Genomic DNA, 13,556 nt, shown 5'->3' with positions numbered 1-13,556 from the left:
AGTCGGGCATGATGCCGGTGACGCGCCTGCGAGAAGTAAACACCCTGTAAAGGCCGCCTGTCAGGGCATGACTTGCGGGTCGGCGCCCAGCGGCATCGGATGCACCGCCACGATGCGATCCATCCAGATCCATTGCGGCTCCTGCGAGGCATCCAGATGGTCGATGCGCAACTGGCCATTGCTGCCTTCGCGTTCCTGTTCGTCGCGATAGGTCTGGATGGTGGGACGCACCGCCACGGTGCCGGCGATCATGCTGCCGTCGTCCAGCTCGATGCGCACGCGTTCCTGCCCGTCGAGCAGCTTCACCCAATGCTCCAGCGTGGCGATCTGCGCCTGTTCGGTATAGACATGGGGGGCGTATTTGGGCATCGCGCGATCTCCGAAAGGGGAGCCCGCACGCTAGGCCATCGGCCGTGAACGATGCAGCAAACGCATGGAGTTGCGTTGTCGAAGCGACACGATGCGATGCGGCAACCCGGCCGCATCGCATCAAGCGCACTGCATCATTCGGCCGGTTCGCGCGCGGCGCGTACCGCGGTCACCAACTGCGCCACGCTATACGGCTTGGCCAGATGTTCCTGAAAGCCGGAGGCCAGCGCGCGCTGGCGATCGTCGTCGCGTGCCAACGCAGTGACCGCCACCGCCGGCAATGCGGTCGCATCCAGGCCCATGTTCTCGCGCACGGTGCGGATCAGCCCGTAGCCGTCCATGCCCGGCATGCCGATGTCGGTGAGCATCAGATCGAAGCGTGCATAGCCACGGTGGTCGATCAGGGCCAACGCATCGGTGGCGCTGCCGGCGGTCACCACTTCGGCGCCCTGCTCTTCCAGCAGGCGGCGCAGATAGTCGAGCATGTCCGGCTGGTCTTCCACCGCCAGCAAGCGCAGGCCGTTGAGCGCGCGCGCTTCCACGATCTGTTCGGACATCAGCCGCCGACGCAGTTCACGCCGCGGCCGCTTGGCCTGGTCGGGCTGATGCTCGGGCAGGCGCACGGTGAAGGTGGCTCCCTTGCCGCGCCCGCCGCTGGTGGCGCCGACCTGGCCGCCGTGCATTTCCACCAGCTGCTGCACGATGGCCAGGCCCAGGCCCAGGCCGCCGTGCTGGCGGGTGGTGGTGGCGTCGGCCTGGCGGAACCGGCCGAACAGATGCGGCAGGAATTCCGAAGCGATGCCGTCGCCGGAATCGCGCACCGAAACGATGAAGTGGCCGTCGTCGTGCTCCACGGTCACATCGATGCGGCCGTGCGCGGGCGTGAACTTGATCGCGTTGGACAGCAGATTCCAGAACACCTGCTGCAGCCGCGTGGCATCGCCCAGCACCAGACACGGCGTGGGCGGCACATGCAGCTGCAGGACCTGATCCTTGCCCTCGGCCACCGGCTCCTGCGCGCCCAGGGCTTCGCGCACCTGCTCGGCCAGATCCAGCGATTCCACTTCCAGCTGCACCTTGCCCAGCAGCATGCTGCTGAGGTCGAGCATGTCGGAGATCAGGCGTTTTTGCGCGCGGGCGCTGCTGGCGATGACCGACAGGCCCTTGTAGTTCGGGTGGCCCTCTTCGACCCGCTGCAACAGCAGCTCGCTCCAGCCCAGGATGGTGGTGAGCGGCGTGCGCAACTCGTGCGACAACGTGGCCAGGAACTCGTCCTTGAGCCGCGCCATGCTCTCTGCCTCGTTGCGCGCGCTGCGCTCGGATTCGAGCAGTTGCTCACGCGCCAGGGCGATTTCGCGCTGTTCGGTCACGTCCGGGCTGCTGCCCGCCAGGCCGATGAAACGGCCGTCGGCCGAATAACGCGGCGTGGCGGTCATTTCGATCCAGCGCCACTGCCCGTCGTGCCGGCGCGCGCGCACCAGCGCGTGCAGGCCGCGCTGTTCTTCCAGCGAGGCCGCCAGTTCAAACTGGAACACCGGCACGTCTTCCGGATGCAGCAACTCGCTCCAGGCCGACACGGTGCCGCTGGAAATATCCACGCCGAAAAATTCGCCATAGGCGCTATTGACGAAACGCACCACGCCTTGCGCATCGAGCACCCAGACCGGCATCGGCAGCCCGTCCGCCAGCGCGCTGAAGCGCGCCTCGCTCTCGGCCAGCTCGCGCTCCACGCGCTTGCGCTCGGTGATGTCCATGAACAGCACGGCCACCCGCTTGAGCTCCGGCGGCCCCACCCGAAACGCGTCCACCGAGTACCAGCGGTTCAGCGCCTTGGCCTGCATTTCGAAATGGATGCGATTGCCGGTCAGCGCCACATGCCCGTAACGGTCGAACCATTCCTGCTCATGATCGGCGCGCAGGCTGCGCATCGAGACATTGGCGACCTCGGACAGGCCGGTGTAGCGCTGGAACGCCTCGTTGGTGACGCGGAAGATGTAATCGGTGGGCCGGTCGCCTTCAAACACCATGTCGATGATGCAGAAGCCGGCGTCCACGTTGTCGAAGATTTCGCGGTACATGCCCGAATCCAGCGTCGGCTCTGCGACGGGCGCCGATGCGGCGACGATCGATTCGGGGCTGAGGGCTGAAGTGCTCAAATCAGGGTCCACGGGTGATGCCAGGGCGGATGACGAGCGGATGAAACCATGTCCGATGTCGTCGGCGGGTGCACACCGCGCTCGCGCGCCGCAGGATCGCCCAGCCTGCCGCCCTGCTACCAGAGCAGAGCAGCCACCACCACGATACCTGCGCTCAGCAGCATGATGCCGGCCACCAAGCCGCGAAATGCCCATTCACCTTCGCGCCGCAGTTGCTCGTCCACCCAGCGCTGCGCCTCTTCGCGCCACAGGCCCGAACGCGCGTAGTCGGCGTCCAGCAGCAGCAGGCGCACCCGCGACAGACCGAGCCGGGCGCATTCATCGCGGCACTGCTGGCTAAAGCTGTCATCCGCATCGGCGACATGCGCCCCTTGCGGCAGGATGAGTTCCAGATCAGGACTGGACATAACGCGGCCGCTCCTGGTCGAGTTCGCGCTCCAGCGCCATGCGTGCGAGCTGGGTGTAATTGGCGCGCGGGCCCTGGCCGCGGCCGGTCAGCATTCCCTGGTAGTCCAGGCCCTGCCAGACGCGCCCGGTCCACTCCACACAATCCTCGGCGATGACCAGCATCAGCGAGTAGCGGTACTCCGCGCCGGTGGCCGAGGTGTAGGCGTACACGGGTGGAAACTGCACGGCCACATCAACCTGGCGCGCCAGTGCGGCCAGATGTTCGCGCAATGCTTCGCGGGCGTCGGCGCCCGGTTCCAGCGGCATGCTGCGGGTGGCCATGTCCAGGTCGAGGTCGCTCTGCAGGGCCACGAAGGCGGCAGCGCCGGTGGCCGGATTGTGGCCGTGCTGCTTTGCCCAATCGATGAACTGCAGTCGCACGTCCGACGGCATGTGTGCCGGCGCCGAGGAGGCTGATTTTGTGCGGGGGTAGGTATCCATGGCAGCGATCTTCCGGGCTGGGCCGTGAAGCGGAAGCGCAGGCTTGGTGAACCCGCCGTCAGCACCGCAGCCAGCTGCATTAACCGGGCGGCAACGCCATGCCAGCCCCAGGCGCAGCGCGCGTTGCGGGGCGTGCAGGCCGGCCCCACACTGATCCTGTGCCCGGCGTTGCCGGCCATCTCTTCTGGAGGCTTTCCATGAAACGTTTGCTTGTGTCCAGCGCGAGCCTGCTGCTCGCCGGCCTGCTTGCCAGCACCGGGGCCACCGCCGGGGTGCGCAACGTGACCGATCCGGATGCCCCGCGCGCCCTGTCCAACGATGGCCCGGTGCAGGTGCGCTGGACCGACCCGGCGCAGTTCTCCGATATCCGCTACAGCGGCAACCGCTGGGAAGCGCAGCGCGGCGATTGGGTGACCCAGCTGGCCACCTATTTCCAGCGCAGCGCCGAGCGGCAGCTGCCGGACGGCCAGCGCCTCAGCGTGACCATCACCGATATCCGCCGCGCCGGCCAGTACGAGCCATGGCATGGCCCACGCATGCAGGACGTGCGCGTGGTCAAGGACATCTACCCGCCGCGCATGAGCTTCGAATACACGTTGACCGATGCCAGTGGCGCGGTGATCGACCAGGGCGAACGCAAGCTGGTGGATTCGGCGTTCCTGATGAGCGGCCCGCGCATGAACGACACCGACCCGCTGCGGTTCGAGAAAGCGATGATCGACGACTGGGTGCGCAAGCAGTTCCGCGGCGATCGTGACCGGGACACCGCGCAGCGCTGATGCAGCGCGCGCAAAGCGCGACACGCACGCCATGCTGGAACAGACAACGGCGCCTCAGAGCGCCGTTGTCGTGTGGTCGTGTTGATCTGGGCATCCACTGCCACGTCCTACAGCTCAAGCCTGCGAAGCAGTGTTGTTAGCGCGCAGCGGCGTTACGCGTGTGCAGGGGCGCTGTAGTGACGCGGAACGCGCTTGAGTCCACACAGCAGCTGATATGCACTGACATTGCACTGCGCGGCCAACGTGCTCACCTGCGGCGTGTCGCCCCACAGTTGCACGGGCGTTCCCACATCGGCCTGCGGATGCTCGGTGAGATCCACGGTGAGCATGTCCATCGACACACGGCCGATCAGCGGGCACACCTTGCCATCCACCAGCACTGGCGTGCCGTTGGGCGCGAACTGCGGGTAGCCGTCGGCGTAGCCCATCGCCACCACGCCCACGCGCGTGGGCCGTTCGGCAACGAAGCGCGCACCATAGCCAACCGGCTCGCCGGCCGGCAGGTCGCGCACGCTGATGATGCGCGAGCGCACCGTCATCACCGGGCGCAGTTGCGCGGTGAGCTCGGTCGGCTGCGGGAACGGGTTGGCGCCGTACAGCATCAGCCCCGGGCGCGACCAATCGTTGCGCAGCGCTGGCCAGCCAAGCAGGCCGGGCGAATTGCGCAGGCTGGTTTCCGCACGCATGCCGCCGCAGGTCAGCGCGAACGCCACGGCCTGTTCGTCGGTGCGGCTGCACTCCAGCTCGTCGGCCTGTGCCAGGTGCGTCATCAGCACCAGCGAGTCGATCTGCGGCAAGCCGCGCAAATGCAGCCATGCGGCGCGGAAATCCTCCGGGGACAGGCCGAGCCGATGCATGCCGCTGTCCAGCTTCAACCACACCCGCAAGGGGCGCGGGCTGCGGAACTCGGCCAGCGCGCGCACCTGCCATGGCGTGGCGACCACCGTCCATAGATCGTGTTCGGCAATCAGCGCCAGCTCGTCATGCTCGAAAAAACCTTCCAGCAGCAGGACCGGCGCGCGCACGCCGGCCTGGCGCAGCTCCAGCGCTTCTTCGATGCAGGCCACGGCGAAGCCGTCGGCCTCCGGTTCCAGCGCCTGCGCACAGCGCACCGCGCCGTGGCCGTAGGCGTCGGCCTTGACCACCGCCAATGCCTTGCCGCCGCCCAGTTGCCGGGCCAGGCGGTAGTTGTGACGCAACGCGTCCAGGTCGATCAACGCTTGCGCAGGACGCACTACGCGGCCTCCCGGTGCGGGCGCGTGCTGCGCGTGGACAGATAACGGAACACATCCAGGCCTTCGGTATCGATCTCGGGCGTGCGGCCCTGCATCAGGTCGGCCAGGTAGCGACCGGAGCCGCAGGCCATGGTCCAGCCCAGCGTGCCGTGGCCGGTGTTGAGGAACAGGTTGGCGTACGGCGTGGCGCCCACCACCGGGGTGCCGTCCGGCGTGGCCGGGCGCAGGCCCGTCCAGAACTCGGCCTGGGCCAGATCGCCGGCACCGGGGAACAGGTCGTTGACCACCATTTCCAGGGTGGCGCGGCGGCGCGGATTCAACGACAGGTCGAAGCCGGCCACCTCGGCCATGCCCCCGACGCGGATGCGCTCATCGAAGCGGGTCAGCGCAATCTTGTAACTCTCGTCCAGCACCGTGGAAGTTGGCGCGCGTTGCGCGTCCACGATCGGGATGGTCAGCGAATAGCCCTTGAGCGGGTACACCGGCAGATGCAGGCCCAGCGACAGCAGCAGATCGGCCGAGTAGCTGCCCAGTGCCAGCACGTAGCGGTCGGCGGTGACCAGGCGGCCATCGATCTGCACGCCGGTGATTTCGCCGCCCGCATGCTCCAGGCGCTCGATCTGCTGCCCATAGCGGAATTGCACGCCGGCCTGCGTGGCCAGGTCGGCCAGGCGCTGGGTGAACAGCCGGCAGTCGCCGGTCTGGTCTTCGGGCAGGTGCAGCGCGCCGGCCATCTGCGCGCCACCGCCGGCCAGGCCGGGCTCGTACTGGGCAATCTGCGCCGGGGACAGCAGCTCGTAGGGCACGCCGTACTGCGCCAGCACCTCGATGTCCTGCGCGGCCGCGTCCAGCTGTTGCTGGGTGCGGAACAGCTGGATGGTGCCGAGTTGACGGCCTTCGAATTCGATACCGGTGCTGGCGCGCAGCGCGTTCAGGCAGTCGCGGCTGTAGTCGGACAACCGCACCATGCGCGCCTTGTTCACCGCGTAGCGTTCGGCGGTGCAGTTGCGCAGCATCTGGCTGAGCCAGGCCAGCTGGCGCAGGTCGCGGGTGGGGCGGATCGACAGCGGTGCGTGCTGTTCGAACAGCCACTTCACCGCCTTGCCCGGCACGCCCGGCGCGGCCCACGGCGAGGTGTAGCCGAAGGAGAGCTGGCCGGCGTTGGCGTAGCTGGTTTCCAGGCCGGAGGCCGGTTGCCGGTCCACCACGGTGACCTCGCAGCCGGACTGCGCCAGATACCAGGCAGTGGTGGTGCCGATGACGCCGCTACCGAGAATGAGCACCCGCATGTCGTTCTCCTCAAAGAGAGCATTCCCCCAGAACCAGGTGCCGAGGGAGACGTTTAGACGCAGTATATTGCGAGCCAGGCAGTGCTATTTCTGGAATCAGCACCGCTTCGCAGCGAAACTTCCTGTCAAATCCGCCTGGACACAGACCCCATGGCCACCCGCGCGCGTGAGCTGGACAAGATCGACCGCAAGATCCTGCGCATCCTGCAGCAGGAGGGCCGGATTTCCTTTACCGAGCTGGGCGAACGGGTGGGCTTGTCCACCACGCCCTGCACCGAACGCGTGCGCCGGCTGGAGCGCGACGGCGCCATCACCGGCTATTACGCGCGACTGGATCCGCACTATCTCAAGGCAAGCCTGCTGGTGTTCGTGGAGATCAGCCTGGCCTACAAATCCGGCGACATCTTCGAAGAATTCCGCCGCGCCGCGCTCAAGCTGCCCAACGTGCTGGAGTGCCATCTGGTTTCGGGGGATTTCGATTACCTGCTCAAGGCCCGCATCAGCGAGATGGCCTCGTACCGCAAGTTGCTCGGCAGCACTTTGCTGACCTTGCCGCACGTGCGCGAATCCAAGAGCTACATCGTGATGGAAGAAGTGAAGGAGACGCTGGCGTTGCCGATTGAGGGGTAGGAATGGGGAATCGGGAATCGGGATTGGGGAATCGGGATTCGCGGTTGGCCGGTGACCGGTCCGGTAGCGGGTTAGCGGGTTAGCGGGTTAGCGGGTTAGCGGGTTAGCGGCCGAATTGCGCAGATGCCCCGCGGGGTCGCAATGCTTGACGGGATGGTGTGACTAAGGGCCTCTGGCCGACTGATGGCGAAGTGGAACTACCGGCGTAGTCGAAGCTGGCGGACGTTGGTCGGTTGCCGCGAACCTGCCGAGACTGCCTTCCACCTGCCGAACCGGCATCGAGTTTCGCGCAAGTTCGCGCAAGTTCGCCGCTAAAAGCATTGCGAGCTGCGTGGTGCATAGCCAGATCGCTGCCGCGTGCTTCAGCACGCGGCGGCCCGCACAGCGCCCTCAGCGCACCACGCGCATGCCATCGCCGGCTGGTACTGCGTCGTAGTAGCGGCCGGTCTTGGTGTCCAGCACGCGGTTGGGGCCGGCCGGCTGCATGCCTTGCAGCAAGCGCCCGTTGCGGTCGTAGACCATCGGCGTGCTGGCCGGCACCTGGCTGCCGGCCGGGGCCACCGGCGTCTGTGCCGGTCCGCGGGTCGGGATGGTCGGGGCGTTGGGGCGCTGGCCCAGCTGCGACGGCACCGGCGTCATCGTGGGGGTTGGCTGTACCGGGCGCGGCGGCGCGACCGTGGGCTGCACCGGCGTGGGCGTGGTGATGGGCTGCAGGGTGTTGGACGAGCGCGTGGTGGTGGCCGACTGCGCCAGTACCGTGCCGGCGGCAGCCAGCAGGCCACACAGCACCAGGCCGCGCGTTGAAGAAGGGATCGTCATGTCGGGCACCACGTTGCATGAGAGATAGGCTATCAATGGGGCCGCCGGCACGCGGCGGCAATGCACGGACCCCGCCGGGCCCTGAACGCTTCGGCGACGTCGGCGCCATGCGAAAACGCAGCGCTCCTTAACGCAGGATCTCCGGGCATCGGTACCGACGCGGGCGCTGAGTCTCTGTTGCACTCTCAACGTTTCGACCATCGCGCCGGTCGGCTTCGCGCCAGCAGTTGAACCCAGCGCGCACTGCCCACATCACAGGGGCAGGCGCCGGCACCCCGCCAGCGAGCGCATGCGAGAGCCCCATGAGCCAGTTCGACCTCACCCCGCCCTCCCCCGCCCAGCGCGATGCCCTAATTGCCGGGCTCAGCGACGAGGAGCAGCGCGTGCTGTTGCACCACGGCACCGAGGCCCCGTTCTGCGGTGTGTTTCTGGACAACAAACTCGACGGGATCTACACCTGCCGCCTGTGCGGGCTGCCATTGTTCCGCTCCAATGCCAAGTTCGATTCCGGCACCGGTTGGCCCAGCTTCTTTGCGCCCTACGACCCGGCGCATGTGCGCGAGATCCGCGATACCAGCTACGGCATGGTCCGCACTGAAATCGTCTGCGCGCGCTGCGACAGCCATCTGGGCCACGTGTTTCCCGACGGTCCGCCGCCCACCGGCGAGCGCCACTGCCTCAATTCGGTCTCCTTGGCGTTCACCGAAGACGGCCAGCCGCTGCCCAATCCGCTGCAGCGCGCAGGCGCCGAGACCCAACCGGCCTGATGCGCGCGGCGGCGCACCGGTCCTGACAGTCCCGCAGCGTCAACCGGCGCTGCGGCACCCTGATCCGACAGGAGGCGTCACATGCACCCGGTCTCCCCGCTACACCTGGCCAGCCTGCTCGCCCTGGGCCTAGCCCTGACAAGCTGCAATGGCAACGATCGCCCGCCTGCCGCAGCCGACTCACCAGCGGCCGGCAGCACGCCGGCCATCACCGACGCCAGCGTGGGCGGCCCGCCGCCCCGCCCGGCGGGCGTCTCCCCAACCGCGCCAACTCCCGCTCCATCGGCCACTGCGCAGTGGCGCTGCGGCGAGCAGATGGTGGGCGTGCATACGGATGCGGCGACCCAGGCCGTGCAGCTGAACGTGAACGGCCGCACCCTGCTGCTCACGCATGCCGACGCCCCGACTGGCGCCCGCTACGCGGACATCCACGGCAACGCCTTCTGGGCGCACGCGGGCGAGGCAACGCTAACGTTGGCGGGCGGCGAGGCCGTCAAATGCACGCAGGCGGACGCGAGCGGCGTGGGCTGATGCAGGGGCTAATGCGTTCAGTCGCAGCGCACATCTTCACGTCACGCGCTTCAAGAATCCGCCGCCCGGGCCGAAACAAACAGCAACCCTAGCTTGCTCCCGGCTGCGCCATGCTCATCATCATCGGCTTCATCGTCGTCATCGTCAGTGTCCTCGGCGGCTATGTGCTGTCGCACGGAAAGCTGGGCGCGTTGTGGCAACCGTACGAGCTGATGATCATCGGTGGCGCGGCGCTGGGCGCGTTCCTGGTGAGCACGCCAGGCAAGATCGTCAAGGAAACGCTGACCGGCGTCATGGGCGTGTTCAAGGGCCCGCAGTACAAGTCCGACGACTACAAGGACACCCTGAGTCTGATCTACGAGTTGTTGAACAAGGCCCGCCGCGACGGCTTCATGGCACTGGAAGACCATGTCGAAAAGCCGCAGGACAGCACCATCTTCGGCACCTATCCCAAGGTGCTGGCCGATCACCATCTGCTGGACTTCATCACCGACTGCCTGCGCCTGATGATCGGCAGCAACATCGAGCCGCACGAGCTGGAGCCGCTGCTCGAGCTGGAACTGGAAAAGCATCACCACGAAGCCCTGGCACCGGCGCATGCGCTGAGCAAGGTGTCCGACGGCCTGCCCGGCTTCGGCATCGTGGCGGCCGTACTCGGCATCGTGATCACCATGGGCTCGATTGGCGGGCCGATCGAAGAGATCGGCCACCACGTCGGCGCCGCACTGGTCGGCACCTTCCTCGGCATCCTGCTGGCGTATGGCTTCGTGTCGCCGTTGTCGGCGGCGATGGAAGCGCGTGCCGAGCAGGACGGACGCATCTACGAAGCGGTCAAGACCGCGCTGCCGGCCTGCCTGCGCGGCTACAACCCGAAGATTGCGCTGGAATTCGCGCGCAAGACCCTGCCCTCCAACGTGCGCCCGAGCTTCGGTGATTTCGAAACGCACCTGAAGACGATCAAGTAGGACCGCGGTCATGGCCGAGGGCAAATCCACCGTCATCATCCGACGGGTCAAGAAGGTCCAGGGCGGCGGCCACCATGGCGGCGCCTGGAAGGTGGCGTTCGCCGACTTCGTGACCGCGATGATGGCCTTCTTCCTGGTGCTGTGGCTGATGGCGGCCACCACCAAGGAACAGCGCGCGGCGATTTCCGAATATTTCCGCAATCCCAGCCCGCTGTCCGGCAAATCGCCGGCGCCCTCGCCCGGCATGAACGGGCCCGGCGGCGCCAGCACCTCTATGATCAAGCTCGGCGGCACCGCCGACATGGCCAAGGGGCAGAAGGACGAAATGGGCCGCAAGCGCGACAACGCCGCCGATACCGACGTGGATAGCCGCGCCAAGGACAAGAAGCGCCTGGAAGCGCTGATGCAGGACCTGAAGGAAGCCATCGACAAGAGCCAGGCGCTGGAGCCGTTCAAGGACCAGCTGCTGCTGGATCTCACCCCCGATGGCCTGCGTATCCAGATCGTGGACAAGCAGAACCGCCCGATGTTCGACATCGGCCGCGACCAGCTCAAGCCCTACACCGTGGACATCCTGCGCGAGCTCTCCAGCTTCATCAATCAGGTGCCCAACCACATCAGCATCACCGGCCACACCGACACCACCGCCTACAGCAGCGATGCCGGTTACACCAACTGGGAGCTCAGCGCCGACCGCGCCAACGCCGCGCGCCGCGCGCTGGTGGGCGGTGGCATGGCCGATGCCAAGGTGACCCGCGTGGTGGGGCTGTCCTCGTCGGTGCTGTTCGACAAGACCAACCCGCAGAATCCGATCAACCGCCGCATCAGCATCGTGGTGATGACCCAGGACGCCGAGCAGGCGGCCCTGGCCGGCAGTGACCAGGGCGTGGCACTGGGCAAACCCATTCCCGATGCCGACACCCATGTGCCGGACCTGAGCGGCGCTGCCGCCACCGGCACCGCCACGGTGGGCACACCTGCGGCGGCCGGAAGCAGCACAACCGCACCGGCCGCTGCCGGCACCGCAGCGCCGGTGCCTGCACCTGCTGCGGCCGGCACCAAGCCGGCGGCGCCGCGGGTGTCGTCCAGCGCGCAGGTGGCCTCGGCGGCCGCGCTCGCCAAGGCAGCCGAAGCGGCCATCGCCGCGCCACGGGTGGCCACCAGCGAGTCGGCACAGCCGAACTGACGCGCCAGACATCGCTGGCGGGTGGGCTTTTCGCACCGCCTGGCGAGCTGATCGGCAGCGTCGCCGCGCGTACCGCAGGGCCAGTCCGAGCCGTGGCGCGCACAAGCGCCTAGAATGGCCGGCCATTTCCAGCGTCGAGAACACCATGTCCCGCAATTCCAAGGCCAAGCGCGACAAGCGCAAGAAGCAGCAACCCAAGCGCCCGATCGTCCGTCTGGGCCAGGCGCCCCAGGTCACCAACCACGCCGTGCTGCAGGATGCCGACGGCCGCGTCGTCGCCGCGATCGGTTTGCAGGGCGGCAGCGAGTGGATGCTGTCGATCGGCGGCCAGACCATGGGCAGCGCCGACAACCCGGTCCCGATGCTGGCCATGCTCAAGCACCTGGCCAACCTGCAGGAGAAGGAAGGCAAGACCATCTCGCTGGAGTATTCGACCCAGCTGCAGCAGATGATCGACGACCTGGCCGCCGAAGAAGGCAAGACCGCCAAGGAATACCTGACCACGCTGGTGTCCGAGTTCGAAAATGCCGATGGCGATGACGCCGGCGAAGGCGAAGAAGGCGAAGACGACAGCGACAGCGATGCAGTGGCAGCCGATGCGGACGCCGCTGATGCGGACGCCGACGCTGACGACAGCGCGGCCGAAACCGCGCAGGACGACGCCGACGCCACCGACGGCGCCAAGAAAAAGAAGAGCAAGAAGGCCTGAGGCCAGCTGATGGCCGTCTACGTCGACGATGCCGTGCACCTGTGGCGCGACCAGCGCTGGGCGCACCTGCTCGGCGATACCTTGGACGAGCTGCATGCAATGGCGGCGCGGCTGGGCATTCCCCGCCGCGCCTTCCAGAACAAACTCAGCGGCGCGCACTACGACGTGCCCGCCCCGCTACGCACCGAGGCGATCGCCCTTGGCGCCATCGCCATCTCCCGCCATACCGACCGCGCCCTGCTCAAGGCGCTGATTGCCAATGCGCGCGCGCAGGCCCGGGGGGAGGTGCCTTGAGGAGGCGGGGATTGGGGATTGGGGATTGGGGAGTCGGGAGTCGGGAGTCGGGAATCGTAAAAGCGGTGACTGCGGCCTGATTGGTAACTGCGCCTGATCGGTGAGTGTCGTTGGTTGCATGGCTGCGTACCAGACCGCAATGACGTCACGCTTGTGTAGGAGCGCGCTTGCGCGCGATGGGGCGTTACCGGGAAAGCTTCATCGCGCGCAAGCGCGCTCCTACGCGGCATGTCTTCCGGCCTGATGCCTTCGACTGCAAGGCTTGCCCACGCACGCACGCGCATCGCAGCAGCAACCATCCAGACCACAGTGACGTCACGCTTGTGTAAGAGCGCGCTTGCGCGCGATGGGGCGTTACCGGGAGAGCTTCATCGCGCGCGAGCGCGCTCCTACGTGGCAGGTCTTCCGGCCTGATGCCTTCGACTGCCAGGCTTGCCCACGCACGCACGCACGCGGGTCGGAGCAGAACCATCCAGACCGCAGTGACGTCACGCTTGTGTAGGAGCGCGCTTGCGCGCGATGGGGCGTTACCGGGAGAGCTTCGTCGCGCGCGAGCGCGCTCCTACGCGGCAGGTCTTCCGGCCTGATGCCTTCGACTGCCAGGCTTTCCCACGCACGCACGCGCGTCGGGGCAACAACCATCCAGACTGCAGTGACCTGCGCTTGTGTAGGAGCGCGCTTGCGCGCGATGAGGCATTACCGGGAGAGCTTCATCGCGCGCGAGCGCGCTCCTACGCGGCGGTTGGTGGCGGTCTTCGTGGATGCTCGGCATGCTCACCACATCACCCAACTAGCCACACCCAAGGCGCCGCGTCGCTGCACAGCCTGCATGACCCAGCGCCAGGCCACGCTTCCACCCGCTGCCACAGCGCGTATTCCTAAGCACCCCACACTGCAGCAGCCCCGGGGGACCGCTCTTGCGAATCCCCACTCCCGATT

General features: G+C 67.2%; 15 protein-coding genes. 8 read left to right on the top strand and 7 right to left on the bottom strand.

The features are described 5' to 3' along the window. Positions 1 to 60: 60 nt before the first annotated feature. From QRM89_RS16220 to QRM89_RS16205, 4 genes are all read right to left on the bottom strand, one after another. On the bottom strand, positions 61 to 369 hold the full coding sequence (locus QRM89_RS16220; RefSeq protein WP_012439331.1) for a DUF3247 family protein: 309 nt from the start codon (positions 367 to 369) through the stop codon (positions 61 to 63). Between the two features lie 134 nt (positions 370 to 503). After that, complete coding sequence (locus tag QRM89_RS16215) at positions 504 to 2,447, bottom strand: ATP-binding protein (protein WP_115531098.1); 1,944 nt, start codon at positions 2,445 to 2,447, stop codon at positions 504 to 506. A 194-nt stretch (positions 2,448 to 2,641) separates the two neighbouring features. Beyond that, positions 2,642 to 2,932: a hypothetical protein gene (locus tag QRM89_RS16210; RefSeq protein ID WP_042594577.1), complete on the bottom strand. Its 291-nt coding sequence runs from the start codon at positions 2,930 to 2,932 to the stop codon at positions 2,642 to 2,644. Beyond that, complete coding sequence (locus QRM89_RS16205) at positions 2,919 to 3,365, bottom strand: hypothetical protein (RefSeq protein ID WP_014506489.1); 447 nt, start codon at positions 3,363 to 3,365, stop codon at positions 2,919 to 2,921. Before QRM89_RS16205 ends, QRM89_RS16210 begins: the two co-directional genes overlap by 14 nt. 245 nt (positions 3,366 to 3,610) lie before the next feature. Between QRM89_RS16205 and QRM89_RS16200 the strand changes: the two genes are divergently transcribed. After that, positions 3,611 to 4,192 carry a DUF3016 domain-containing protein gene (locus QRM89_RS16200; protein WP_115539548.1) on the top strand — a complete coding sequence of 194 codons (582 nt, stop codon included), beginning with the start codon at positions 3,611 to 3,613 and terminating at the stop codon, positions 4,190 to 4,192. A gap of 152 nt (positions 4,193 to 4,344) precedes the next feature. Here the strand turns inward: QRM89_RS16200 and alr are convergent, their stop codons facing one another. Beyond that, on the bottom strand, positions 4,345 to 5,427 hold the full coding sequence (alr, locus tag QRM89_RS16195) for an alanine racemase (protein ID WP_285448482.1): 1,083 nt from the start codon (positions 5,425 to 5,427) through the stop codon (positions 4,345 to 4,347). Beyond that, positions 5,427 to 6,716, bottom strand: coding sequence for a D-amino acid dehydrogenase (locus tag QRM89_RS16190; protein WP_285448481.1), 1,290 nt, complete (start codon positions 6,714 to 6,716; stop codon positions 5,427 to 5,429). The genes alr and QRM89_RS16190 overlap by 1 nt, the downstream gene beginning before the upstream one ends. Positions 6,717 to 6,866: 150 nt before the next feature. On the opposite strand from QRM89_RS16190, the gene QRM89_RS16185 reads away from it, so the two are divergent. After that, positions 6,867 to 7,346: an Lrp/AsnC ligand binding domain-containing protein gene (locus QRM89_RS16185; protein WP_005992148.1), complete on the top strand. Its 480-nt coding sequence runs from the start codon at positions 6,867 to 6,869 to the stop codon at positions 7,344 to 7,346. A 390-nt stretch (positions 7,347 to 7,736) separates the two neighbouring features. Here QRM89_RS16185 and QRM89_RS16180 read toward each other — a convergent pair whose 3' ends face one another. Beyond that, positions 7,737 to 8,165 carry a hypothetical protein gene (locus tag QRM89_RS16180; protein ID WP_285448480.1) on the bottom strand — a complete coding sequence of 143 codons (429 nt, stop codon included), beginning with the start codon at positions 8,163 to 8,165 and terminating at the stop codon, positions 7,737 to 7,739. A gap of 302 nt (positions 8,166 to 8,467) precedes the next feature. Here QRM89_RS16180 and msrB point away from each other — a divergent pair, with 302 nt between their 5' ends. From msrB to QRM89_RS16150, 6 genes are all read left to right on the top strand, one after another. Further along, complete coding sequence (msrB, locus tag QRM89_RS16175) at positions 8,468 to 8,932, top strand: peptide-methionine (R)-S-oxide reductase MsrB (protein WP_285448479.1); 465 nt, start codon at positions 8,468 to 8,470, stop codon at positions 8,930 to 8,932. An 81-nt stretch (positions 8,933 to 9,013) separates the two neighbouring features. Further along, positions 9,014 to 9,463, top strand: a complete 450-nt coding sequence (locus QRM89_RS16170) for an MliC family protein (protein WP_285448478.1) — start codon at positions 9,014 to 9,016, stop codon at positions 9,461 to 9,463. Between the two features lie 110 nt (positions 9,464 to 9,573). Further along, positions 9,574 to 10,428, top strand: coding sequence for a flagellar motor stator protein MotA (gene motA, locus QRM89_RS16165; RefSeq protein WP_285448477.1), 855 nt, complete (start codon positions 9,574 to 9,576; stop codon positions 10,426 to 10,428). A 10-nt stretch (positions 10,429 to 10,438) separates the two neighbouring features. Next, positions 10,439 to 11,614 carry a flagellar motor protein MotB gene (gene motB / locus QRM89_RS16160; RefSeq protein WP_285448476.1) on the top strand — a complete coding sequence of 392 codons (1,176 nt, stop codon included), beginning with the start codon at positions 10,439 to 10,441 and terminating at the stop codon, positions 11,612 to 11,614. 10 nt (positions 11,615 to 11,624) lie between these two features. Further along, entirely contained in the window at positions 11,625 to 12,323 is a 699-nt protein-coding gene (locus QRM89_RS16155; protein ID WP_285448502.1) for a hypothetical protein, read from the top strand. Positions 12,324 to 12,332: 9 nt separating this feature from the next. After that, positions 12,333 to 12,617, top strand: a complete 285-nt coding sequence (locus QRM89_RS16150; protein WP_014506481.1) for a DUF4031 domain-containing protein — start codon at positions 12,333 to 12,335, stop codon at positions 12,615 to 12,617. Positions 12,618 to 13,556 lie beyond the last annotated feature (939 nt).

It is taken from the genome of Xanthomonas sp. LMC-A-07 (assembly GCF_030208825.1).
In the GTDB taxonomy this organism is placed as follows: Bacteria; Pseudomonadota; Gammaproteobacteria; order Xanthomonadales; family Xanthomonadaceae; genus Xanthomonas; species Xanthomonas campestris.
Note: the sequence above shows the minus strand (reverse complement) of the source record. Positions and strands in the feature narration are given on the sequence as shown.